Below are 24924 nucleotides of genomic sequence, written 5' to 3' on the forward strand. Positions count from 1 at the left end.
AGGGTAAAACCTAATGGTTGGCGGCGAAGATCGATCAGGACACCACACCTTCCGCCGTTTCAGCGCCGGTCTTTGCGCCGCGCCCTTCGACTCGGTCGGAAATCTTATCTCCGAGCAGGCACAGGCCGAAGATCAACGACGCAATGGCCAGGCACGGGAACACCAGGACCCACCAGGCCACGCGCATGAAGGCCTGTCCCTCGCTGACCATGACTCCCCAGCTGGGATCCGGGGGTGCGAGGCCGGCTCCGATGAACCCGAGGCTCGCCTCCACGATTATTGCGGTGGCGCAGACAAACGTTGCCTGGACAATGAGTGATGGAATGAGGTTGGGCAGGATGTGCCGAACGATCACCCTGGGTGTAGTACAACCGACAGACACCGCGTTCCTGACGTAACCCGCGCCCTGCAGTGCCAGCACTTCCCCGTAGGTAATGCGGGCAAAGGTCGGGACAAACGTAACTGTCAGGGCGAAGACAATCTGCAGAAAGCCTTGTCCAAAAACGGCAACCAACACAATGGCAAATAGCGCCCCGGGAAAGGCCATCAGCCCGTCGGTCACCCGCATAAGGAGGCCGCCGAGGTACTTCACATAGCCGCCGATTAGCCCAATGGTGATACCGATGGCAGCGGCGAGGATCGTGGTGAATGCACCGACCTCTAGCGAGATCCGTGCCCCGGCGGCTATCCGGTCCAGCATGGACCGGCCGAATTGGTCAGTGCCGAGGAGGAACTCCGCACTGGGCGGGCTGAGCCTTTCGACGGGAAAGGTCGCCAACGGATCGAGGTCAACAAATATGGGCAATATGTAGGCGACGAACAGCCAGAATGCCACGATGCCGGCCCCGACGCCGCTGGGAATCTTCCGCAGACGTTTCTTCAGCATTGCCTTCCCCTCCTTGGATTTATGCAGTTCGTATCCACAGATTCAGAACGATACTTTTGGATTGACAGCGGCCTGGACCACATCGGTTAGAATATTCAGCAGGACGTAGGCCACCGTAATGACCAGCAGCAGGCCCTGGAGAATGGGAACGTCGCGGGATTCCACGGCACTGGTCAGCAGCCGGCCCAGCCCGGGAATGTTGAAGACAATCTCCACGACAATGGCACCGTTGATCAGTGTTGCGAAACTGACGCCAATGGCGCTGATCGTCGGTCCGATTCCTGCCCTGACCACGTGCTTTAAGACGATCCGCTTCTCGGAGAATCCACGCATGGTCGCTGCCAGAATGAAGTCGGAGGAGAAGACTTCCTTCATGGTGGAGCGGGTGATGCGCACGATGAATGCGGCCTGGGCCAGGCCCAGGGCTATCGCCGGCATGACCAGGCTTCCGAGCGACCCCAGCAGCCCGTCTTCCAGCCGCACATAACCAGTAGCGGGAAACAACGCGAGTACTACCGACAACAGCAGGATTAGACCGATACCCACCACAAAGGGGGGAACCGCGATGCCAGCTACGGCAAAGACATTCACGGCGCGGTCAAAACGCCCTCCATAGAATTTTCCGGCGAGAACGCCGAGCGGAACCGCCAGCGCCACGGCAATGACTTGGGCAAAAAGCGCCAGCATGATCGTCGGCTCCGCCCGGATGAGCAGGGCTTCCCCGACAGTCTGCGGCAGAACCAGGGAATTGCCAAGGTTGCCGGAGAAGAGGCCGACCAGCCATGTCAGGAATTGTTCCAGGAAGGGACGGTCGAGTCCCAGGGAGGACCGTACCTCCTGCACCTGTTCGGGTGTGGCGTCATCTCCGGCAAGGTAGACGGCGGCGTCTCCCGGCGTCAGGTAGGTCAGGGCGAACGTCAGGAAGACGACGATCAGAACCACCGGGACGCCGGCAACGATCCTACGAATGCTGTAGGCAAAAATGTTGCTACCCACCACTACTTCCTTTCGCTATGTCACCCTGGGGACCTGAATCAGCCAACGCCCCGTGCCTGCTAGTTGGATATCCAGGTATTCCAGAAGAACGGCTGCACTTCATTCGCGAAGCCTTCCAGATCCTCGTGCACCGCGTAGAGGTCCCAGAATTCCGTGGTCAGATACGCGGGCACGTACTCGTAGAATTCTTCCTGGATCTGGTTGTAGGCTTCCTGACGCTCTTCTTCGGTGACGCTGGAGGTGAAGTTGTCCATCGCCTGGTCAATGTCCTCTTCACAGATATAGCTATACCGGTTTCCGCAGAGCAGGAAGCTCGTTTGAGTAATATCGGTCTGGCCAGACACCTGCGAGGAGACCATGTTCCAGCCCGAGTCCGGCTCTCCACGGCGGGTCTGCATGACCGTCAGTTCCACTTCGTCGATCGTTGCCTCGACACCCATGTTCTGCAGCTGCTCTTGCATGATCACGGCCTGCGAGCGCGGTCCCGACAGTGCCGGCGTCATGATGCTGATCGGTGTTCCGTCATAGCCCGCTTCCTCCAACAGCCGCTTGGCTTCCTCAACATCGTCGCGGTTGTAGTCTTCAGCGCCGGCATCCGAGCTCAAGGGCACATCGCTGGGCAGCAGACTTGGCGAAGTATTCCAGTTTTCCTCGTCCCCAAGGACCTGGCCGAAGGCATCCGCGTCCAGTCCCACCTGGATGGCACGGCGGATGGCCGGGTCGTCCAGCGGCGGCAATGTGGTGTTGACGATCATCATCAGCTTGCCGAGCCGCATGCGGTTGGCTTCAAGGGTGGGCGACTGGTTGATCAGCTGCGCATCGTCGCCGCCGAAGCCTTCGCCGATATGGAACTGCCCCGACTCAATGGCGGCAATACGTGACGCCGAATCAGGCACGGCCGCGAAGCGGAGCTCATCAGCGTAGGCGATCTTCTTCCCAGCAACCCCGGACGCTTCCGCATCCACGGGCGCGTAGTCGTCGTACTCGGAAAGAATGATTTCCACACCGGGGGCCCAGTTCGTGTACTCGTACGGACCTGTGCCGATGATGTCCTCGGGAGGAAGCGGCCCCGGTTCGGCGGATTCAAGGACCGATGCCGGGTAGATCGGCGCTTGGCGGTCGGACAGGGCGCTGAGCAGATTCCCATTGGGCTGTTCAAAAGAGACGACGACGGTCTTGTCGTCGGGTGCGGAAACCTCGGAATTGGCCAGTGCGGTGGCCCCGACGCCCGTCAGTTCCTTGAACCGCGCCAGGGAAGCGACGACGTCGTCGCTGATGAGTTCATCGCCGTTGTGGAAGGTGACGTCGTCGCGCAGGTTGAAGGTGTAGACCGTTCCGTCCTCGCTCAGTTCATAGTCACTGACCAGCATGGGCTGCGGCTCGAAATTGGCGTCGAGCGCAAACAACTGTTCCATGATGTGCGTGCTGAAGATCTGGGTGAGGACTGACCGTGTGGTCATTGTGTCTAGCGTCGACGGCTCGTCGGAGAGTGCGATGTTAAGTGTACCGCCCTCCACCGGCTCGCCGGATTCCGCTTCCGGGGCATCTCCGCTGCTGCCGCTGCATGCGGTGAGCCAGAGGATGGCTCCCATGGAGACAGCCGTTGTCCACGAGCGCCGGGACTTCTTGTTCGTGCTTAGATGTTGCTTCATTTTCGATCTCAGTTCTCTAGTCTCTAGCACTTACTTCTGACTAATGAAATTGCGGATCTCTCGGCCCACCTCTTCCGGGTATTCCCGATGCGGCCAATGCCCGCTCCTGTTGATCAAATGGAAGCGAAGATGCTCAACATGGGGAGCGAAAATCTCGAACAGATCCATGCCGTCGCGTGCCGTTGTAGTCGGATCGCCGACGCCCCAAATTATGAGCGTTGGTTTGGTATGGCCACCACCAATGAACCACTTGAGCGTGTCATTTTTAAGGATTTCGAACTCCTCGAAGATGTCGTCCCAAAGGAACTTGAACTTCTCCTTCGCTTCGATCGATTTTGGCAGTTCCGCGACTTCCTTCCGCGAGGCCACCCATTGGTCAGTCATATGCTCAGTGGTGACCGACATCACCCGTGCGTCATGGTCCTCGTCGCCGTTGAAGGTTTTGTAGTAGGTCTCGTACGTCAGTGTTCCCGGCAGCGGCTCCACCGGAAACCGCACGGAGATAGACGCACTATTGATGATGACCAGCCGCTCCGTCAGCTCTGGATAGAGCTTGGACAGCCGCGAAGCAACAAACGCCCCCCGTGACTGGCCGACCATCGTAGCGCCTTTGACTCCCAGCGTCTTTAGAAGAGACGCTGCATGCTCGACAACGGTGGACATCCGGAAGGTCTCATCGGTCTTCGGATTGTCCGTGTGCCCCGAACTCAAACGGTCGAAGGCGATCACCCGGTGCTTTTCTGCGAGCTGGTTGATCATGGCATCCGGCCAGGTATCCGCGGTGCCAGAGCCCATCTCTCCGCCATGAATCAACACCACAGGAGTGCCTGTACCCGACTCCCGGTACCGCGTCCTGTATCCGTCGATGTCGACAAACTTCCACATATAACCACTCCTTGCTTGCTGAAACCTTAGGTTGTGCGGGGCAGATCTTAGTAGCCTAAGGTTTGAGTCAGAGATGGCAGGGAAAGTCCCGGAAAAAATCGCTATGGGTGTAAATATGCAGGTTTCTGCTCTTATCTCAGAAGAAGACCAGCAATTGGTTCATGCGCTTCAGGTGTCGCCACGCATCTCATGGACGCGACTGGCGCCGATCCTTGGAGTCGACGCTGGGACTCTAGCCCGGCGCTGGCAGCGGATTGCTGACGCCGGAATCGCCCGCGTCATAGCCCACAACTCCATGCCGCTATCCAACGACAATGTGCTGACGCATGTGCAGTTAGCCTGTGCGCTAAAGAAGGCCCCGATCATCGCCGAGACCTTGGCGAGAGACACGAACGTGTTCACTGTGCACCTCAGTTCCGGTGACTACCCGGTGACCCTGATTGTGGCTTCAAGCAATCTGGAGCACTTCACCACCTACCTGACTGAGCGCATCGGCACGGTACCCGGGGTAAGATCAGCGCGCACGCATCCACAAACAGCGCTGCATATCGATGGGTCATCATGGGAACTGGACGCGCTATCGAAGCAACAACGCGCCCTAATAGCCGCCACGCGCGCAAAGTCTGCCCCTCCCACCACTTCGTCCTCGCCCGACCTCGACTACCGGATCTACGACATCCTCCTTGCCGACGGCCGGACCAGTTATGCGGACATCGCCCGCCGTCTGGAACTGAGCCTGAGCACAGCACGCCGACGGGTTGACTCACTGATCTCGACTCGGAAACTCAGCTTGCGGTGCGACGTGGCACGGCACCCGTTTGGCTGGCCCGTCGCGGCCTACCTGTTCGGCAGTTTCCCCAACACGCTAAGTTCCTACGTGCCCCACCTGCGCCGTGAAATTCCCGAGATTCGCGTCCTCGCCTCGAGCGCCAGCGCGAATTCACAGCACTTTTACCTGTGGCTGAGAAACCTTACCGATTTGCCGCTGGTGGAACAGCGCATCATGAACACGGTTCCCGGTCTCGTCTTCGGTGAGCGATATGTTCTCCTGCGCACAGTCAAGCAAGTCGGTCATATTCAAGACACCCTCGGTCGCACCACGGAAATTATCCCCACGAAGCTTTAGCAAGGCCCTGCACCAGAGGGAGTGCGACGCTGAACACAAGGAAGGCGTGCTGTTCTCCAAAGGAAGCTCGCCCAAGTGCACACGCGCGGAGGCACGTGCACGAACCACTCCCCCACCGACGTGCCATTGGCCTACTCACAACACCTTGGGAGCACTTTCGGTGGTGCTCCCTGAGCATGCCAAAGGGATCTATACCCATGGGATGGGACAGTTCATGTCCGCGCGGCCGCAGGTGGACCGCGCTGAGCCAGGATGAAGCCGTCTCATTGATCTGCATAGTTCCACTTCAAATCGACCAGAGCCATTATCCGAAGAGGCACTTTGGTCGCGCTTGACCAAGGTAAGCCCATAAATGTCGTGTGGCGATCTCCGCTTCGCCGCTCCCACATCGGCCGGCCAGAGTGCCCTGCGAATGCTGGTTAACCTTCTGACCGATCGGTGGGCACAGTCTCCCGGATCACGGTGGCCTGCCTGAGGCCAAGCATCCGTCGTGGTGACAGTCTACGGAATCGCGAAGGCAATCGGGGCAATACCCCCAATGCTGGCCGCTCAGCCGCCGGAACAGAGCTTCGTCCTCGGCATTGGTCGTGTAGACGACGCCGACCTAACCATGGTCTTTCGTGACCGGTGAGGGGGTCTCGCGTGCACCACTTCCGATGACGGGGTGGACGTTGCTCTGCCCTTCGGTCCGTACCCGCGGCCAGGAACCCCTCGCCGCATGACCAAGAAAAAACCGAACTGTCTCAAAAACTTGACGTGCGCAGGGCGTCGGTAATCGAGTGCTGAGTGCCGGCGGCGGCTGTTGTAGAAGCCCTCGATATAGCCGATGACGTCCTGTTTTGCTTGTGATTTAGTCGCGTAGACGGTCCGGTAAACCCGCTCGTTTTTCAGCGCGGCGAAGAACGATTCTGCCAGGCTGTTGTCCCAGCACACCCTGGTGCGGTCTATCGAGGAGCGCATGCCGAGCCCAGTGACGAGAGCCCGGAAAGCGGTTGAGGTGTAAACGCTGCCGCGGTCCGAATGCCAGATCGCCTCTGGCTCAATGCGGGTGGTTTCAGCCGCGTTCTGCAGGGCATCGGTGACCAGTTCGGTGCGCATGTGATCGGCGATGGACCAGCCCACCACCTTCTTCGAGTAGCACCGATGACCGTGGCTAGATAAATCCCTGCCACGTGTGGATGTAGGTGATGTCCCCGACAAACTTCACCCCGGGCCGGTCCGCTGTGAAGTCACGTTTGACCACGGTGTTCAGGTCCACGATCGTCGTCATCCATGGATCGTAGCGTTTCCACGCCTTCGTGGCGGGGTCCTGGAAGAACCGCACGGACCGGTACCGGTGCCGGTGCTCATCGATGCCGAGCAGCCGCTGCGTCAGTGAGTCCACGTCCGGCAGGGTCAGTGCTGCCTCGTTCACGGCTTCCTGGACCAGCCACCACGAGACGCCGAACGCGGACGCGGTCTCGGACACGGCTCTGCCGGAGCCGATCACCGCGGACAACAACGCTTCCCAGAGCCGCCCGGTTGACCGGCGTAGCGGTACCTGTGAGGTGGCCTCCGTGAACGAGAGCCGCGGACACAACGCCTCTCCACAGAACCAGCGACGCTTGGCTAACAGTTCCACAGCGCTCTGACTGTATAGAGTTATCTCTACATCATGAGTATAAAATCACCATATGGCTCTGCGAGGTTCAGCGCCATTAGGATAAGCAATGACCAGTCCTGCGCAGACCACGTACGCACCTGAACGCAATGGGCGGACCAGAACGTTTGTAACTCCGGGCTGGGGATCTTACTACGCCGTGCGGGACATCGACCTTAAGGCGAAGCTCGGACGCTGCGTCTCCACTGAGCCGGGAAATTCCACCGTTATCAATATGGCAGCACGAATACTGAACGAGTCGTCGGGCACTGCCCACAGCTTGGGTGCCAATAGCGACCCCTCGATCATCTCCTGCGTAGACAGGGACGCGGATCTGCGGTTGGGGCTCGACTTCTCACCAGCCGAACGCGCAGTCCTCCTCGCTGGCGGGCTGCTCGCACAGGTGAGGACCGGCGGTCGCACCATTTAGTCGTAGCTGAGGCGCATGCGTCCTAGACTCCTGCCCGAGGCAAAGATCGACGGTGGCAAACATATGAACAAGAAGCGGCCCGGCCAGCGGGCTACCGGTATCTCGGCGCTGACAACCGTCGTCGCAGTCCTTCCTGCGTTCCTCGTCGGTGGGCTTGCCGTCCAGCTCGAAGGCGATCTTGGCATGACGGCCGCCGCGCTCGGCCTCTGCGTCGCGTCCTTCTGGGCGGTGTCCGCATTGCTTTCCGCGCCGGCCGGATTAGTTGCAAGCTCACTGGGCCTGCGGCGCGGAATGCTGCTCACCGTGGGGCTAGGTTTCACTGCCATGCTCGGCATCGCCGTCTTTACACCGCACTGGCCGTTCCTCATCCTTTGGCTCAGCATCGCGGGCGCCGCTAACGCGCTGAGCCACCCGCTCTCCAACGGTCTCATCGTCGACCAAGTGGGAACCCGCAACCGCGCCTTCGCGTTCGGGGTCAAGCAAGCCGCCATCCCTGCCGCCACCCTCACCGCCGGCCTCTCTGTGCCGATTTTCGCGCTCACCATCGGCTGGCAGTGGACGTTCGCGATGACAGCGTTGCTCGCTGTCGCGCTGATCCCAATCCTCCTCCGCGGACTGCCGCGCCGGGAACCGACGATGACGGCAGCCACCCGCGCGCCCCGCGCACACCTGCCCAAACGGCTCCGCCCATTCCTCTTCGCCACCGCAGTCGCGGGAGCGCTCGGTTCCGGGCAGGCGAACGTGGTCGGCGCATTCACCGTGGCGTCCGCCGTAGAAACCGGTTTTGATCCCGCTGCCGCCGGCCTGTTGCTCGGCGGAGCCAGTGCTGCCGGCATCCTCGCCCGGCCACTCGTCGGGGTCCTCGCCGACCGCGGCATCGGCGGGTCCATGGATACCGTCGCCATGATGATCGGCGCCGGCTGCCTTGGGCTGATCGGCATGGCGTCGGGAAACCCGGTCGCGTACGGTATCGGTGCCGTCGTCGCCTTCGGTCTAGGCTGGGGCTGGAATGGCTTGGTGCACTACCTCGTCTCCCACGCCGCTCACCCCTTCACTGCACAGGCCACGGGCATCACCCAGACGGGGAGCTACGTGGGTGGCGCCGTCGCTCCCCTCGTGTTCGGTCTGCTTTTTGCTGCCTACGACGACGGAGTGGTCTGGGGGATCGCCGCTGTCGTCGCCGCCGCTGGTGCTATCGCGGCCGCCGTCGCATTCCGGCTTGAGAAGGGCCTACGAAACTAGCTCGGGAACACACCTAGTGGCGGCCCCGCCATCCCAATCCGTTGCTCGGCATCGCTCACAGACACACCGTCATCGATGACCGCCGGTATGGTAAACGCGAAGTGCAAGCTGCCTGTAGCGCCTTTCAGCTAGTTCTGAACCTTAAGCGATTCTGACGTCGAATCCGGATTCAGGTAGTCCTGCCGCCCGCCCTTCAAAGAAATCATGCAAATAGAAATCAGGGTAAGACGTCCGCGCATCCGATGGCCATATGGGTTCCTTGTTGAATCTGAGTCTCCCAAACTCACTCCGGTAACGACACGGCACTGAACGCGGCGTCTTCATCTTTTGCTTCCTAGCCAAGTCCAACCTCACGTTCCCGGGTCGCACCTCGACTGAACTTCTTTCCCTTTACGAGCTTGTGCCCACCGCGGACGCTTTCACGGGGATGCGTGCCCTGGTCTCGGTCTGCGGCAAGAACAGCCGTGACGGCTTCCTTCCCTTCGTAAGTGTGCCCGAACGTGTCCATGAGCCGCTCGGCGAGCTGCGCGCGACGATCGCCGGAGTCCCATAGATCTTCAGTTACCGCGGCAGCGTTCCGCGTGTCGACGTAGTTCTGCAGGTCTCCTGTAGCGACGGCTGCAGACTGCTGTCCGGCTTCGGCATAGTCTTGTTGTGCTTCCTGCCCCTTGGCTGCTTTCTCCTGAGTTCCATCAACACTGGCCTCCGGTGGTGCTGCGTCCCCGTCGAGGAACTGTTTCGGCGTGAGGTTGTATCGGTTCTTGATTTCATCGTCCATGTGCTCCCGGGACAACCGCGCCATGTCATCGAAGGGTTCCCACTGCTGCGCGAGAGCGTATTGGGTGGCGATGTCCTGGGGCTGCGCGGATTCCCAGAATTGCGGCTCGTGTACTGCGGCTAACTGTGTGCGCATCACAGCGCGTTCGGCCTCGAATCGTTCCTCGAGCATGCGGCGTTCTTCGTTAGTGGCTCGATGCAGTTCTTGTTGCCGCTCGGCCCGCTGACGGGCGAGCATTTCCCCGAGCCTCCCAGCTACAGCTAGTGCGGCCTGCGCTTGCCCGCGCAGCAGGTCATTGGCTCCATCTGGTGTGTGATCCACGGTTATCGCTCCATCCCTTGATCGTGTGTAGCGTGTTGTTCGAACTGGCGTTGTCGTGCCGCGTACCCATCGACTTCGGTCAGGGCTTTAACCTGCCGGCTTGGTCCATCATGTGAGGGCTGCAGCTTCGGCTCGGGAATCTCCGGCAACGGTCCTGCGACAGCGGCTAGCTGGTTCCGGATTGTTTGGGTCAGGACGTTGGCTTCTCGAAGTTCTTTCCCGGCTTCGTGCATGGCGCGGATTGCGCCGAAGGTGCGGAGCATCTGCTGCATGATGAGTGCCTGGGCGACCGGTGACGGTGCGCTTGACGCGGCGAGGAGGAAGGCTGTGGTGCCGGCCATCCTCAACGGCGGATCAACAGGTTCGGTGATCTTCATACCGCTCCGGTGAGCGGACCGGGCCATCGCCCGCGAAGCTTCAGCGAGAGGCCCAGGAGTTGGTTCAGTCGCCCGCGACCAGGCTCCGAGTAGTCCGGAGGTCTCACGTGCCACATGCGCCCAAGTCTGGTGATCCCCGGGGGCGACCTTCGTCATTGCTCGCCGGGCTTCTGCGAGCTGCACAGCAAGCTTCCTGGCCAGGTCCTCATCGAACGCCCGACCAGCCACCGACGTCACAGGGGACCCTCGTTTCATGTCTGGGGCGTCCGGGTTGGCGATTCTGTGGTGGCGCTTCGCAGCCCACCATTCCTCGGCTGCTTCCTGCGCTTGCTGCGGCGTATCCGGCCAGTTGGTTCGAAGTGCGGGAAGGGTGAGGTCTTTGGCGAGTTTCCCTCCACCGAACCAGATGGGACGCATGCCCTTCGGAGGACGCTCCGCCACCGAGTAACCCGTGACAACACTCCGCCCGCCGTCCGCGAAACGGGCGCTGACCAGCAAGCCGCTGCGCCGAAGACGGCGCACGAACTCTGCCTCATGCTGTGAGGCGACCGCACTGGAACGGACGACGCGTTCCATCCGGAACCGTGCCGGCTCCTGCTCACGTCCAGCCCTTTGCTCGGCTGGTTTGAAGCCGCGCTCGGCGTACTGTCCCAGCTCCATCAACCCGTACTTCTTCTCGATGCCACGGGCAGCCCGCTGAGCCTTCGGATAGTCGGCACCGTCGTGCCACTTAGTGCCATCGGAACGCACGCGGGAAGCCACGATGTGTATGTGGTCATTTCCGGCGATGCTCTTCCCGTGGTGGACAGCGACCCACTGCACGGGCGCCTTACCGCTCGTCTCCGTGAAACCTATCTCGTCCATGAAGTCCTGGGCGATGTCGGCCCACTGCTGCCCGGTGACCGGCCTCTCATCGGCACGCACCGAGAGCGAACAATGCCATACATGGTTGGGGAGTTCCATGTCGAAAGTCCGCCGGTTCAGATCCAGCTCCTTCGCGACCATGACAGCGGAGCTCTCGTCCAGCTGCACGTCATCGAACCACGCCATGATCGTGGGACTACCTGTCACCAGATGCGGGTCGGTGTGCTCATTCCGCTTGCCCGGACCAACCAAATACTTCATCAGCCCGACCGGACGGTCACCCTTGGTGATGTTCGGGATCATGGCTTCAATTCCTCGATGACATCGACAATCCTCGCCATCACCTCACGGGCCTCCTGCACCACTGCCCGGCCATTCGAAGCCATCTCCCCCGTCGTGTTCTGGTGACGTGCCACCTGGTTCATGTTGTTCGCCGCTGTAGCAACCAAGTATCGGAGCTCAAGAAGTGCTGCAAGTTCCTGCTTACGCAGCTGCAAGGAAGCCGGGTCACCAGTACCCAAGGCCGCATCAACCAGAATCGCCGACGGTGACAAACCCGTTTGCGCCTCAAGCCTCAGCAATTTCGCACGCTCCATCTCCGACATGGAGACACGCACGTACTGGGTCTTCCCTTCAATGCGCTTGCGCCGGGAAGACCAAACCCGACGCGACGGCCTCACGGCAGCATCGGTGCCGCCGTTTTCATCGTTCTCGGTCACGTCCGTCCCCCTTTCCGGCCCAGCGCAGCGCCCCTCCCCCGGAGGCCCCACACCCCAGTGTGCCACGGCCGCCACCGCAGGCGCTAGGCCGAATTCGCATTTATGGCACATAAACGCATAGCTTGCTCCGCTGGCGGCCTATTTGCCTCTCGCCCGGCAGTTCGTGCGGGGTGGGGTATTCAAGCTCTCGGAAGACGCTTCGCTTCTGGATTGACCGACCGGCTGCGCCGTTCCGTTTCGACTTGTGAATGTACTGTCCGCCCTTCTCTTGGCAAGGCTCCGAGGACGGCTTTCGCGGCATATCCTCGCTTCGCTCCGGTATTCCACGGTCCGATCTCTCCACCTTGCCAATTCACTTCGCGTCCAAGTGATGACGGCGTTGCCGAAAGGAACGGGGGCAAAGATGAAAGAGGAACTCATGGTAGGCACGATGATGACACCGAAGGCCGTGGCTGAGTTGTACGGCGTGACAAGCCAAGAGCTTGCTCAGTGGCGCCGAGCCAACCTCGGACCGCCCTACTTCATGCTCGGAAGAAACACAGTCCGATACGACTCCGGCGACATTGAAGACTGGTTCAACGACCCCGCTAACGGGTACCTCCACGACTACCCAGCGGGACGGTAGTGATGGCAACCAGGGGCCACCATTTCTTGCACCTGATGGTACGTTCCCCGCCACAGTCTTAGGTGAGCGTTAGGGTGGTTCGTATGGCAACCATTGACCTTGAAACCACCAAAGACCAGGCACGAAAACTCCTCGATTCGCGCATCGCATCCGTCACCGATCTGGTGATCACACGTAAACGTGTGGACGAGCTGCGCGAGCAGCTCGCGGAAGCCGAACGCGAAGACAAGAAGGCATACGTCCGAGCAACGAAGGACGGATGGAGCGAGGACGAGCTGAAGAAGCTGGGACTCGACCAGGCGGTTGTCAAGCGGCGAAATCGGCGAACTTCTGACAGGGTGGCCTCGAGCGAGTCCGTTCAATCTTGATGTAGTCCGCCTCGTCCTCCAACGTTCTCCTAAGCTCAAGATTGGCGCCTCGTTGACTGACATCATCGTTCCCCGTTTCCGTCCCGTTACACCACTCGATGTGCTTCGGGAGTACTTTGGTGACTTGCCCACTGCCGCCGACCTTGACCATCTTTCTATTGAACAGATCGAGGAAATCGGGCACCTTCTCACCAGCAGCGCGCGCACCTCTGCCGGTAGCGCAGTGCCCGCTGGGACCTACTATCCCGGCGGATGGCTTGCGGGCAGTTGGAACTATCCAGCTTTTGGCCCTGAGCTAACGACTTCGCTCCTGTACTACCCGAGACTCCTTCTTCACGACCCCTTGGCGTCATTCTTCTTCGATGATTTTGATTCCCTTCCTGCAACGCGCGAGCTGCGTACAGAGGGAAACCTCCGGGGATCTCACATCGCTTCTATCCAATCCGGGCCGCAGCTGTTCGCCCGTCACGGCATGTTCAACCGTGAACCCGACCACGAGCACAGCTCTCGGGAATGGTTCAAGCACATCGTGCTGAACGTGACGAAGCTAGCGCCGCTCATCGATAGCCAGATCTTGATCCTGCGTGACCAATGGCCGGTGATCATCTCACGGAGGGAGTCACTCGAGACGAGTGTTCGGCACGATGTGCGTGCACCTCAGATGCAGGCAGCCGCGTCAGCGGGTGAAGCCATGGACCCACCGTCTGCGAGATGGGACAACATCCGCGGAATGAACGTTGCACCGGGCGGGATGAAGTTCCGGGCAGCAGATGAACCGTTCGTCCACCAGGACCAGTTCCTTTATCTCGCGAAGAGCCTCGCCCTGGCGGATGATGCGGAGGCCACCTACGCACCTCCGACCGACGCCGACTTCTCGCTGCTCCGTGCGAAGCTGGCGTTGGCAGTAGGGAAGCAATCAAGGGTGGGCCGTCACCCCAGCGAGGTTCTCACCGAGGTATCCAGATTGCTAATACCGGATCTCGAACTAGACCTGAGCACCACCGTAGAAGTCAGACGGGACGAGGACAGCTTCGACGACTGGAGGCGGTCGCTGTCGTCCCTCGCCCGCGATGCAAGGGACGATGACCCCGAGACCCTTGCTGCCCGTGTCGAGGACGCTCTCATACCGCGCATCCATGACATTAAGAAGGCGACAAGTAAGAGTGCCACCCTCCGACAGCACATTGTGCCTGATGGGTCCTCGATGGTCGTATCTGCAGCCGCCGGCGCTTTGACCGCGGGATTGCCGGGTGCTGCAATAGGCGCGGTGGTCGGAGCAGCAGCAACAGGGGTGGTTGGATGGCTTATGAAGGCTTACCAACCATCCGCACTCAGCGGGCGGGACACCGTGCTTGCTCGAATCGTCCGAGGCACAAAGGCACGTTAGCTGGGTGTAAGCTGCGCAACTGAATGATGTCTGCGCTGCCGCTCAACTTAGCGCCCCATGCCACTGTCCCGGCTGGTGGCCTTCGTCCGGAGCGTGGCGTCCGAATGCTGACCGGGTGGGAGCTGCACAGGCGATCCCGGCTGTTTCGGTGTCGGGGTGGCGAGCCGCATATCACGCCGTAGCTCCTCGAGCTCGGCCGTCAGTACGGTCTGCGCTCCGTCCTCGCCGTGCATCTCGCGGTTGATTCGCTCGACCTCCCACTTCGCCGTTTGCAACGCGTCCGTGTGCTTGAACGGTTGTTTCAGAGCGTTTGCTGCGTCCCGGTACTCTTGGCGTGATTCCTCCAGCTGACGCTCACGTTTCACCACTTCATTGGGCAGGCGCGTGACCTGGTTTTCGAGGCGCTGGATCACACCCACAGTCGGGAAGAGAGCGTCATTGCGTTTGAGCTCCACGGCCACGCCGGGCGCTCCCTCGATCTGCAACTCGACGTGGGACGCACCCATCTCAACCATGTTCGCTTGGCCCTGGACGAACCTGATGTCGTGACCGCCGATGGAGGCCATCACACCAAGGTCCTTCGACCCCTGGATAGGGGGTCGTCCTGCTGCGTTCCTGTCCGCCCATGTGCGCAGCGCTTCCACTGCGTCAGTGCGCTTGTCAACGGTCCTACCGTTGATGGTCATGCGGAAGGCATCACCGCCGACGTCTGCGGTTGTACGCGCAGCTGCTTCCTTCAGTACGGGTAGTTCCGCGGCGAGTGCTTTGCCTCGGACGATGGCGCTGTCCTTGCGCCGGCTGAGCGCTGCCTGGTTGCGGTGCCAGCCGCGCTCAAGGCGCTGCAGTCGGGTCAGTTCCTGATCGGCCTTGGACTTCTCCAAAATGAGCGGGTTGCCGCTGGAGATGGCTTTGACCTCCGCGAAGGACAGGGTGTTGTCACCGACGTCCTCGATCTCGCGGACGTCGAGTCGGCCGCGCATGATCTGGTCAATGAACTTGCTCTTGCGCTCCAACGTCTGCCACATGAAGGTGTCGAACGATCCCTTGGTGACCACCTGCGAGATGCCAACCTCGGGGTTTTGATTGCCTTGCCGGATGATGCGGCCGTGACGCTGGGAGACGTCGGCCGGCCGCCAAGGTGCGTCGAGGTCGACCAGGTGCACGGCGCGGGCCTGCATGTTCGTACCCGTACCCATCTTCTGCGTCGATCCGATGAGCACGGCGACGTCCCCTGTCCGGCAGGCCTCGAAGAGCCGACCTTTCTCGGCGTCGTTCTTCGCCTCGTGCGCGAAGCGCACCTTGTGCGCGGGCACGCCTCTCTGCACCAGGTCCTCACGCAGCTGCCTGTACACGTTCCACTTGTCCGAGGGCGTGCCGAGGTCGCAGAACACGATCTGCAGGGCGCCCGGCGTCGGGTGCGGGTCTCCCGTTTCCGGGTCAGCGTAGACGCGGTCCTTGTTCTCCTCGTACACCTTGGCCAAGAGGTCCGCGGTCGCACTGATCTTCGTGGCTCCGACGAGGGCGTCGAGGTCCGGGTCGACCAGGCGCATATCGAGGGCGGCTTTCCGTCCGTCGCTGGAAATCTTCAGCATGTTGTCCTCGGTCGGATCAACCAGACGTGCCTGGATCTTCTCGGCGCGGTCTGCGATGTCCGCGATGTACGCCTCGAGCTCGATGGACGGTTCGACGGTGACCATTCGGGGCAGGCGCCTGCCGTCCTCGCGTTCCTCGATGTCGGGCACAGGCAGCTGCAGGTCCTCGGCGGTCTTCACGTCCGCGAAGGTATGGAACATCTTCAGCAGCTCGGGCACGTTCTGGAACTTCGAGAACCGTTCCTTCATCTTGAAGCTGTCGCCGCCGGCGACGGTCATTTCCATCTCTGTCACGACCTGCCCGAAGGTCGCAGCCCACGTGTCGAAGTCGTTGATACCAGCCTTCTCGAGCAGGTCAGGGCGCAGGTAGCGCTGCATCACGTACATCTCGGTGACACTGTTGGCGATCGGCGTCGCCGTGGCGCCGGTGATCACCCTGTTACCGTGCACGCTGCGCAGGTACTCGACCTTCGCGTGGAGGTCTGATGCACGCTTGGACCCGTCGATCGCCGCATCCGAAATGTTCGAGGCGGTCGAGAGGTTCTTGAAGTCGTGCAGCTCGTCCACGACCAGATAGTCGATGCCTGTCTGCTCGAAGGTGATGCCCGGATCGGCCGGGGTTTCGCGGAGCCGTTTGATCTTCTCCTCATCGGCCTGCAGTCGCGACTCCAGCTTCTTGACGCTCATCGCCTTATTGCCGCTTTCAAGTGCCCGTTCCTTCGCGGCCAGGATTTCCTGACGCTTCCGGTCCACCTCACGGGTGAGATATTCGGCCTCGGATTCGGCAGAGAGCGGGATGCGCTCGAACGCGGTGCGGGTCATGATGACTGCGTCCCAGTCGTTCGCGGCCGCGCGGGCCACAAACTGCCGGCGCTTGTCGCCGGCGAGGTCGACAGACGACGCGGCGAGGATCTGCGCCTGGGGGTAGATCTGCAGCCACTCGCGGGCGAACTGGTCCAGCATGTGGTTCGGTACGACGATCGCGGGTTTGCGTGCCATGCCAAGGCGCCGCAGCTCCATCGACCCCATCACCATCTCAGCGGTCTTACCCGCCCCGACCTCGTGGAAGAGTCCCACCGACGGCTCGGAAATCATGCGTGCTACAGCGGCACGCTGGTGGGGTCTGGGTTTCCAGTCCTTAATGAGCCCGGGCAGGGTGAGTCGTTCACCTTCAACGGTGTAGTCGCGCAGCACAAGCGAATTGAATCTGCGGTTGTATTCGTCAGTAAGGGCGATGGCGCGGTCGGTGTCCTCCCACACCCACTCCCCGAAACGGTCCTGCATCAGCTGAGCCTTCTCCTGCGCTGAAGCTGTCTCCACAGGGTTGAGGATGCGCCGCTGACTCTCGGGATCAGGGTCCGGGTCGGTGACCTGCACACGCTTTTGCTCGAGCAGGTTCTTGAAGATTTCGCCCGCAGGCATCCGCTCGGTGCCCCAGTCATTACGGGCGGTGAAGCTGTTCCTGTTCGCCTGAACGTCCCAGTTCGCGCCGGTCACCCTGTCCACACGTGCCCGCGGGTCCCGGGTGATGTGCTGCAGGAACTCCTGGTGGATGTCGGCTGAGATCCAGATAGAGCCAATACGGGCTTCGATTTCATCCGCACCCAACGGCAGCGGCATAGCCGCTTTCAGGTCCTCGACGTTGCGCAGGAGTCGCTCGTCCTCGGCCGCAGCGACGGTGGCGACGTCGAGCTTCTCCCGAACGTTGCCGCTGAGGTACTCGGCTCGCGTCTCCATGATGCCGGTCTCCCCGGGAATGTCGTACACCAGCTCCCCCAGTGCGTCCCTGGCGGCTCCTGGGTCGACGCCGAGCAGATTGGCTATCTCGGTGAGGTCGACTTCGCCTCGGGCGTCCAGGGTGACGGCAAGGGCCTCAGCCGGGGTGTCGACACCTCGGATGGGTTGGCGTGGCTGGACCTGGCGGCCGCGCTGCAGGGCTGCCGGGGTCGCCTTCTGGCTGGCCTCGTCGAACCGCTCCAGAGCAGGAACGATCGGCCCGAAGGGGTCGTTGCGCAGCAGCGCCACCGCCTTCGGCGTCACCCTGGCCATGATGTCCTCGCCGACGTCGTTAACCTTGCCGGTGCGGCGCTCGGTGAACCGGTTGATCGGGCCAAAGGAATCCACGTAGGTGCGGTAGGACTCGCGCAGGTTGGCGCGTTCGGCTTCGAGCTCCGGGGTGTCCTCAACGTTGCTCGCCTCAAGCGTGAGCACGGAGCGGGCGAGGTCGCGGAGCTGTAGCAGGGACCGCAGTTCGCTTGCCTGGGTCGCGGGGACCTTCAACGGGGCGATTGATCCGTCGATGTCGACCTGTCGGAAGGTGCCGTCCGGCTCGGACATAATGTGACCGACCTGGAGCTGCTTACCTGCAGGGACGATGGCTACAGACTCGATGACCTGCCCCGCCTGACGCTCTGCCACTCCCCTGCCGGCGTCAACGGCTGTGAGGGCAAGGTCCTGCAACTGGTTGTGCAGCTGCTCTGGCACGGAGCGTAGGTCCTCGTTGCGCACGGTGAGGGTCGCTGACCCGTACATGCCGTTACCCACCACGGGCTCGCCCAGCACCCGCTGCGGGTTCTCAATGAAGTAGGCGTTCATCCGGGCCACGTCCTGGCTCGCGTCGAGCACCACATCCTGCGCGGCGTTCTGGTCGTCACCTACGGCCAGGACCCGTGACTCCAGCCACTGTGGGCTCAGTGGTTCCTCTCCCGGGAGTCGCTTGCGGAAGATCAGGACGTCTGTGAGGGCATCGGTGCCGGCGGCGCGACGGTGTGCGCCGGTTGGTAGGCGGACGGCGCCGAGCAGGTCGGCTGTCTCGTAGATTTCCCGGCGTGCTGCCGGGTTCTGGGCGTCCATGGTGAACGCGGAGGAAATGACGCCGACAACACCGCCGGATCGCGTGAGGTCGAGGGACTTGATGATGAAGTGGTTGTGCATCGAGTGGTTGCCCGCGTTGTGTCGCGGGTCGTGCAGCCTGGTCTTGGCGAACGGGACATTGCCGACGGCAGCGTCGAAGTAACCGGCAGGCAGGCGCGTGTCAGCGAAGGACTCGGCGCGGATGTCAGCGTCCGGATAGAGGGCCTGAGAGATACCCGCGGTGATCGGGTCCAGCTCCACACCGGTCATGGTCACGGTCTCAGGTGCGAGGCCGATGAAGGTGCCGGCACCTGATCCCGGTTCGAGCACGCGGCCACCGGTGAAGCCCAGCGTGTTCAGGGTCTGCCAGAGTTCCGTGGCGAGAGCGGGGTCGGTGTAGTGGGCGTTGATGACGGTCCGGTTCGCGGCCCGGTACTCGCTCTCACTCAGCAGCTCGCGCAGCTCGGCACGGTCGGCCTCGTACTCACCCCGGGTCTCATCGAAAACCTCAGCCACGCCTGTAGCACCCCAGCTCCCCCACCTTGCCAGTACCGTGCGCTCCTGCGCGATGGCTGCCCGATCCTGGTCCTGCAACTCGCGCAGGACACGCAACGCAGCAACGTTGGCTTGGAAGCGCGCGCGGGCCCCCGATGGTGCGAGGTCATCCTGCCGCGCAGGAACGAAGCGGCCCTCAAGTGTGGCTGGTGCTACGGGCGCTGGCTGTTCTGGTCCATCTCCTCGGCCCTCAGCGTCTCCAAATCCTCCTGATACCCGTGGTTGAACGACTGCAGTATCTCGTGCATCAACCTGGTCGACTCCGGTAGGTCCTCGTCCGAGTCGTCGCCCTCCGTCTCCATCACGTCCGGCGTCAACATCTCCGCCCGTACGATTTCCTCGGCCTGCATCCTCGACGCGTTCAGCCGGCCCACCTTCTCCAGATACGTCTCGCCCTCCGGATCCGGCCCCGCGATCTGGTACTGCAGCTCCCCTACCTGGTTCATCGCTTCCTCGCCCAGCTTCCGGAACCACTCCTCCGGATCCGGGATCAGGGCGTACTGCGACGGGGCGGTCATCTTCCACGTCTCCTGCGCGAACTTGCCGTACTTGTTCATCGAGAACCTCCTCTGGTGGTGCGAAAAGAAATGCGTCTAGGTCAAGAGCTGCTTGTCCATCAATCTGGTTGCGCTTGCGCGATCGCGCCATCGAGGGCCCCCCTGGTGCCGGTGGAAATACTTCCCCCACCGTACCCAGCGCCCGACTCCACTTCGGGGAGGGTTCACAGACATCGGCATCAGTTCTCTAATCGCCACTGGTTTGTCCGCTGTAGGCGGCGCCCGCGAGGCCATCGGTGCGACGTAGACGAACAGGCGGGCGATCCTCATAGGTGTGGGTGATGTCAGTGACGTCCTCCCGCACGACAGTCACATCGATGTGCCAGTAAGCGTCCGTTCCATCGACGCTCATCACTCCGGACACCTCGCCGTGAAGCGTGCGGTAGTAAAGGTCCGTGTCCACCTGGCCACGGAGCCCAACATTCCCTGCGGCGTCGAATCTGGCCACGTACATCCGCTCCCCACGCCACATCCCGTAGGTGATGACATTCACCTGACCCTCGATGAGATGCTCGGGCTGCACCTTTTTGAGGTAGTACCCCCAGCTGGGAGCTTCGGTGCCAATCTGGTGCCCCTCCCATCCCTCTCCAGGATGCTGATGCCCGTACACCTCCAGCTCCGCGTATTCAATCGGCTTCCACACCCTCACTGTGTGCAGGCTGCCCTCGAACACCACGTAGTCGCCCGATGCGCGGGTGCCGTCGTCGTGCATGGGAGGACTGAAAGGCCTGCGAGCTCGGAGAAGGTCGGGCTGCATCAGTTCGCTTTCTCTTTGACTTGTTCCTTGTATCCGGCGCCAGCGAGACCATCGGTGCGCAAAGCGCGGATGATCGTCGACCGGTGGACCTTGAACCGCTTCGCGATGGCTTCAACAGTCCACTTCTCCTTCTCCCTGAGTCGTCGGGCCTCCACCACATCGTGGGGTTGGAGGCGCGGCGGTCGGCCACCCTTTCCCGTTGCGACGGCGAGGCCGGCCTTGGTCCGTTCCCGGATCAGCTCGCGTTCCATCTCCGCGACGCTGGCGATGATGTTAAACATCAGCCGGCCCGAAGCGGTGGTGGTGTCGATGCCCTCAGTCAGGGATCGGAACATGATGCCTCGCTCGTGGAGTGAGTCGAGGAGTTCCACGAGTCCGCGCACGGTCCGGCCCAGCCGGTCGAGCTTGGTCACCACGAGGGTGTTGCCTGGCTGCAGTGCGCGGAGACACTGCTCCAGTTTGGGACGCGTCATCGTTGCGCCTGACTTCCCGTGGTCCGCGTAAACGTCGTAGCAACCGGCGTCGACCAGCTGACGGGTCTGCGCCTCGAGGTTCTGATCCAGGGTAGACACGCGGGCGTATCCGATCAGGACACCATCAGGCACCAGCCGTGGTTCCTCGACGCCTTCGAGTCGTTCCGGTCGATCCATGTGTCCTCCCCCAGTCCGGAGGGTTGCAGAATCCGTTTCACCCTCGCGTTATGACAATACACGTTTCGCACTTGGTTAGAGAGGCGAAAATTAGGGCATTTCGAGTGGTGCAAAAAAACTGGCTCTCAAACGGTCCTTTCTGAACAGCCTCCTGACCAGGTGTGCACGGCGCAAGCTCGCCACGCTCCGCTGCTTGCCCCGCACACACCTGGACAGCAGGGAACCTTACTGACCGCCTGCACACACCCACCACGTCACCGACACAGATAAGCTCACTTCGAGCGAGCGGCGGCCGTGCACAGCCTCCTGTTGCCGCGGGGGGCGCATAGCAAGAACTGCCCTCACAGGACCCAACAAAACTGATGGGGCCAATAGGGACGAAGGAAGAGCTGAAGTTAGCTGCGGCTGCGGAGTCGATCATCCACCTGTGGGCGAGTGGAGCCCGAAGGGTGGAGCTCAAAGTCGTCCACCTGTGGGTGAGCAGCTAACTCGCGCGATTGCGCTTAGACGTCCAGTGGGGGATTCTCAACGCACTACCCGCCGGTCAACGTTGCACGATGTGTAGACCCTCGCACGCCTCTGTTGCGAAAGCCGCAAACGGACCCTAGAACAACGTGATCTGACTCGATCTGCACAGTTGCGCTGGGGTGTACCCATACGCAACGCCTCTCACCTTCGCAGAACACCAGACCCTCTTCGATTCTCGGTCAGTTCGCTCCGAAGTAAGCCAGAAGGGGGGCGCTAGCCAGGTCCCTTGTTGTACCCTCGTCGATGAGGATGTCAGCGACCATGGCGGTCACCACCATCGCGGCGAGTCCGTGCGCCTCCAGCTCTTGGTCCACGTGTCGGGGCTTACCCTTCCCCATGGTCTCGCCGTCGTCAGTAGGAGCATATTGACCAGCCAGGAACCCCGTCGCGTGAGCCCATGTGGAGTCCTCTTTCCATAGGCGGTAAACCATCCGGAGGTTCATACCGGATTTCTCGACAGCGTGGGCCAGTTTGTCTGCCCCTGTTTTGATCACCTTGTTCTCAGAGATATTCAGGACGAACTCCTCCATTTCGGCGACGTCGATGTCTGATGGGAGTCCGTTACGCTGCATGTACTCGTGAGTCTTAGTTTCGTTCGTTCGCTCGTTAGCAAGCATCGTGTCAGCAGCCCCCGCGCGCTCTGATCGAGGCATGTCCCCGAGCCAGAGAATACGGATGGTCAGCTCCCAGAACGCGCGCCGGTTCGGAGCGGCTGCATGCCCCAATCCTGCGGCTTCAAGAGTGGCGATAATCCGACTCTGTTCGAAGGCTGCCCGCAGCCAGCCCACGGCGAACTGGCTGACTCGGGTTGCTGGGACCCCGCTGAGGTCAACCGTGAGAACAGCTTTTGCTGCACGAAGAGTGTAATCAGCAGCTATCGATTGCTCAGAGATTTTGCGCTTGGATTGGCGTTCCCGCTTTGCTCTACTTCCACTCATGGGACCACTCTATGTACGCTCGATTCTGAGCTACGGACTTCCCTACTTCTTGCTCTAGGTAGTTGGGTACCTGTCGTAGCCCCGCACTGTCCGCTGCATTCGCGGATGCACGTGTGATACTGACTTTCCAATGAGTGATGAACTGAGCCGCCGGCAAATTCGTAAGGATCGCCGTGACCTTCGCCGGAACAAAGCGCTTATCGCAGCTATTCATCAGGAGACTGACGCCCAGAGGGCTGACGTTGCATCACGGACTGGGACGATGCACACGCGTGCTTCGATACTCATAGCGGCGGCAAGCCTCTCAACCGCCCTGCAAGTCGGTCAGCAGGGGCCTTGGTTCGTGGGCGCTGTTTGGCTTTCAGTTACGTCAGCCATCCTCGGCGCCCTAGTGCTTCTGCCAGGCCTAGGAGACCAGCTAAACATTGAACAGAACGAGAAGGACCTGTGGGGACAAGAACCTACGGAGTTCAGTCGTGATCTGATGCATCAGAAGTGGGACCTCCTGCGTGAAGACGAGAAGGCACTATTTTGGCGCCGAAACGTCCTTCTAACTGGCTACGCGGCTCTAGCATTGTCATTAGCTGCTGCTGCCATACATCTTTCAACCAACATCAACTCAGAACCGGAACCTAATGCCCCCGAAACCGTCGTCACCTCCACCCCCACCACCTAAGCGACCGAACAACACCGTTCGAGTGGTGAAGGAATCTGACAGCAACTTCAGCTCGCGACCCCCGAAGGCCCCAGAGCCTAAACCAAAGGATAAGTAGCGGGTTAGGCACGTGTAGACCAGTGAGAAACCTGTGGTGGAAGTGGCCGTCCTAATAGATTGGTGGTCATGACCCCTTCGCCAAGCACGATCGACAAGTATGGCTGGTTACCGGAGCCTGTCGAATCAGTAGCCTTCCGATTAGCGCGAGCCGATGAGTGCGCCTTCAAGATAGGCGACCTGGTATCGCAGTGGTCATTGGACGGACCTCTCGACTTCGAGCAGGTCCGTCAAGGCGAGTATGTGCAGCTGTTCGTGACCCGGCTGCGGCCGGCGCCGCCTGAGGCGTCACTGCTCTTCAGCGAGGCGGTGAATCACCTTCGCGCGACGATCGATAACGTCATCTGGCACCTCGTCGAACGCGAGCACGGAGAACTTACCGGCTATCCTGCGACGTTGGTCAACATGCCGATCGTTCAGTCGCCAAAAGCCTTCGACAATTGGATACGTAAGAGAGTTCAAAACGAGATCAGCGCATTTGGCGAAGGAACCCCGTTGTATCAACGGATACGCGCGCTTCAGCATTACGCTGACTCGCAGAGCAACGTCCCCTCGATGGGCGAGTTTTTAGCCAAGCTGACGGGTCAAGCGGTCGAACCGGCACATCCACTACTTCTCCTGCAGGCGTACTCGAACTACGACAAACATCGTTCGATTCGCGTTGCAGTCGCCAGAACCTTCGGTTCGAGCGACGCGACACCATTGGCCACTCAGAAACTCGATCATCAAGCAATCCGAGTGGGTGACGCTCTAGGCCCGAAAGTACCGTGGGGTCACCCAGCATCTCAGGATGCCAACACAGCACTGATGGTCGAGAGACCCAGCCCTTTCACTGCTTGGGTGAACCCGACGAAGGAACTAAACGCGATGAGGCGCCACGTCAGCGACGTCGTACTGCCCATCCTACTTACGGGCTTGGAAATGCCGAATGGCCTACCGCCAAGAATCTCGTTGGGCGATGATGGACGATCCAACCGTGAGCGCTTAAATTCAGGAACATGGGAGGACGCAGAGGCCCGCATCGGCCCCGTTGTTCGAGCCCGGTACGGGGAAGCAATGGCGAAAGAACCTGAGTTTGCCCCCATTGCCAAGGATGCACCCGACGCTCTCCCTCCTGACTAGCCACTTCTACATCTTCAGATCATTTGTCAGCTCGCCTGATCCTCCGGGACGGACGCACTCAGCTCGGGCCCGTTGTTACGCACCGATCCGCGTCTTTGCCGACGATCCGTGGCACGAGGCTGGGTTCGGGGATGGTGTCGATGAAGTGCTGCACCTGGTCTCGCTCTGTCATGAGCGGGCCCAGCCACTGGTCCTGCAGGTCCTTGGGGATGATGACCGCGTCCGGTCATGAATCGGCTTGCGTGCAGGCGGCGTTGCGCAGGGCATACCCCACCGCGACACATTCAAACGATGTCAATGGTTGG

20 protein-coding genes and 1 pseudogene are annotated in these 24924 nt (G+C 61.1%); 8 read left to right on the plus strand and 13 right to left on the minus strand.

Translation table 11 applies throughout. The features are described from left to right. Positions 1–34 precede the first annotated feature (34 nt). The 4 genes from CXQ96_RS12405 to CXQ96_RS12420 form a co-directional block, all read right to left on the minus strand. Entirely contained in the window at positions 35–886 is an 852-nt protein-coding gene (locus CXQ96_RS12405) for an ABC transporter permease (RefSeq protein ID WP_104118339.1), read from the minus strand. Positions 887–928: 42 nt separating this feature from the next. Beyond that, positions 929–1882, minus strand: a complete 954-nt coding sequence (locus CXQ96_RS12410; protein ID WP_104118340.1) for an ABC transporter permease — start codon at positions 1880–1882, stop codon at positions 929–931. 59 nt (positions 1883–1941) lie between these two features. Next, positions 1942–3474, minus strand: a complete 1533-nt coding sequence (locus tag CXQ96_RS12415; protein ID WP_181036455.1) for an ABC transporter substrate-binding protein — start codon at positions 3472–3474, stop codon at positions 1942–1944. A gap of 90 nt (positions 3475–3564) precedes the next feature. Then, a complete protein-coding gene (locus CXQ96_RS12420) occupies positions 3565–4419 on the minus strand; it encodes an alpha/beta fold hydrolase (protein ID WP_104118342.1) in 855 nt (284 codons plus the stop codon). 73 nt (positions 4420–4492) lie between these two features. Between CXQ96_RS12420 and CXQ96_RS12425 the strand changes: the two genes are divergently transcribed. Then, positions 4493–5545, plus strand: a complete 1053-nt coding sequence (locus tag CXQ96_RS12425; RefSeq protein WP_104118343.1) for an AsnC family transcriptional regulator — start codon at positions 4493–4495, stop codon at positions 5543–5545. Between the two features lie 762 nt (positions 5546–6307). On the opposite strand, the pseudogene CXQ96_RS12430 reads toward CXQ96_RS12425, so the two are convergent. Then, positions 6308–6788, minus strand: a pseudogene (locus tag CXQ96_RS12430) (IS3 family transposase); the annotation flags it as partial. Positions 6789–7419: 631 nt separating this feature from the next. Here CXQ96_RS12430 and CXQ96_RS12440 point away from each other — a divergent pair. After that, positions 7420–7614 carry a hypothetical protein gene (locus tag CXQ96_RS12440; RefSeq protein ID WP_146070879.1) on the plus strand — a complete coding sequence of 65 codons (195 nt, stop codon included), beginning with the start codon at positions 7420–7422 and terminating at the stop codon, positions 7612–7614. 15 nt (positions 7615–7629) lie between these two features. Then, positions 7630–8856 carry an MFS transporter gene (locus tag CXQ96_RS12445; RefSeq protein WP_104118345.1) on the plus strand — a complete coding sequence of 409 codons (1227 nt, stop codon included), beginning with the start codon at positions 7630–7632 and terminating at the stop codon, positions 8854–8856. Positions 8857–9190: 334 nt separating this feature from the next. Here CXQ96_RS12445 and CXQ96_RS12450 read toward each other — a convergent pair whose 3' ends face one another. From CXQ96_RS12450 to CXQ96_RS12460, 3 genes are read right to left on the minus strand one after another with little or no spacing between them, the layout of a single operon-like run. Beyond that, positions 9191–9955, minus strand: a complete 765-nt coding sequence (locus CXQ96_RS12450; protein WP_146070880.1) for a hypothetical protein — start codon at positions 9953–9955, stop codon at positions 9191–9193. A gap of 2 nt (positions 9956–9957) precedes the next feature. Next, a complete protein-coding gene (locus tag CXQ96_RS12455) occupies positions 9958–11499 on the minus strand; it encodes a relaxase/mobilization nuclease domain-containing protein (protein WP_104118347.1) in 1542 nt (513 codons plus the stop codon). Then, positions 11496–11915, minus strand: a complete 420-nt coding sequence (locus CXQ96_RS12460; protein ID WP_104118348.1) for a plasmid mobilization relaxosome protein MobC — start codon at positions 11913–11915, stop codon at positions 11496–11498. The genes CXQ96_RS12455 and CXQ96_RS12460 overlap by 4 nt, the downstream gene beginning before the upstream one ends. Before the next feature lie 403 nt (positions 11916–12318). On the opposite strand from CXQ96_RS12460, the gene CXQ96_RS12465 reads away from it, so the two are divergent. From CXQ96_RS12465 to CXQ96_RS12475, 3 genes are all read left to right on the plus strand, one after another. Beyond that, entirely contained in the window at positions 12319–12540 is a 222-nt protein-coding gene (locus CXQ96_RS12465; RefSeq protein WP_104118349.1) for an AlpA family transcriptional regulator, read from the plus strand. A gap of 83 nt (positions 12541–12623) precedes the next feature. Continuing rightward, complete coding sequence (locus CXQ96_RS12470; protein ID WP_104118350.1) at positions 12624–12908, plus strand: hypothetical protein; 285 nt, start codon at positions 12624–12626, stop codon at positions 12906–12908. A 52-nt stretch (positions 12909–12960) separates the two neighbouring features. Further along, a complete protein-coding gene (locus tag CXQ96_RS12475; RefSeq protein ID WP_146070881.1) occupies positions 12961–14295 on the plus strand; it encodes a hypothetical protein in 1335 nt (444 codons plus the stop codon). A 47-nt stretch (positions 14296–14342) separates the two neighbouring features. Here the strand turns inward: CXQ96_RS12475 and CXQ96_RS12480 are convergent, their stop codons facing one another. The 5 genes from CXQ96_RS12480 to CXQ96_RS12500 all read right to left on the minus strand — a co-directional run bounded on the left by CXQ96_RS12480 (position 14343) and on the right by CXQ96_RS12500 (position 22725). Further along, the gene (locus CXQ96_RS12480; RefSeq protein ID WP_181036456.1) at positions 14343–19256 is read right to left on the minus strand and encodes an SNF2-related protein; all 4914 of its coding nucleotides are present in this window, start codon (positions 19254–19256) and stop codon (positions 14343–14345) included. Between the two features lie 191 nt (positions 19257–19447). Beyond that, positions 19448–19852, minus strand: a complete 405-nt coding sequence (locus CXQ96_RS18655) for a TnpV protein (protein WP_219816138.1) — start codon at positions 19850–19852, stop codon at positions 19448–19450. A 187-nt stretch (positions 19853–20039) separates the two neighbouring features. Further along, positions 20040–20564, minus strand: a complete 525-nt coding sequence (locus CXQ96_RS12490) for a hypothetical protein (RefSeq protein WP_146070882.1) — start codon at positions 20562–20564, stop codon at positions 20040–20042. Positions 20565–20608: 44 nt separating this feature from the next. Continuing rightward, entirely contained in the window at positions 20609–21259 is a 651-nt protein-coding gene (locus CXQ96_RS12495; RefSeq protein WP_104118353.1) for a recombinase family protein, read from the minus strand. Positions 21260–21966: 707 nt separating this feature from the next. Next, the gene (locus CXQ96_RS12500; RefSeq protein WP_146070883.1) at positions 21967–22725 is read right to left on the minus strand and encodes a hypothetical protein; all 759 of its coding nucleotides are present in this window, start codon (positions 22723–22725) and stop codon (positions 21967–21969) included. Positions 22726–22855: 130 nt separating this feature from the next. Between CXQ96_RS12500 and CXQ96_RS18090 the strand changes: the two genes are divergently transcribed. Continuing rightward, entirely contained in the window at positions 22856–23401 is a 546-nt protein-coding gene (locus CXQ96_RS18090) for a hypothetical protein (RefSeq protein WP_146070884.1), read from the plus strand. Positions 23402–23566: 165 nt separating this feature from the next. Continuing rightward, entirely contained in the window at positions 23567–24619 is a 1053-nt protein-coding gene (locus CXQ96_RS12505) for a hypothetical protein (RefSeq protein ID WP_104118355.1), read from the plus strand. The last annotated feature ends 305 nt before the right edge of the window (positions 24620–24924 follow it).

Source organism: Arthrobacter sp. B1805 (assembly GCF_002929745.1).
GTDB lineage: Bacteria > Actinomycetota > Actinomycetes > Actinomycetales > Micrococcaceae > Arthrobacter_D.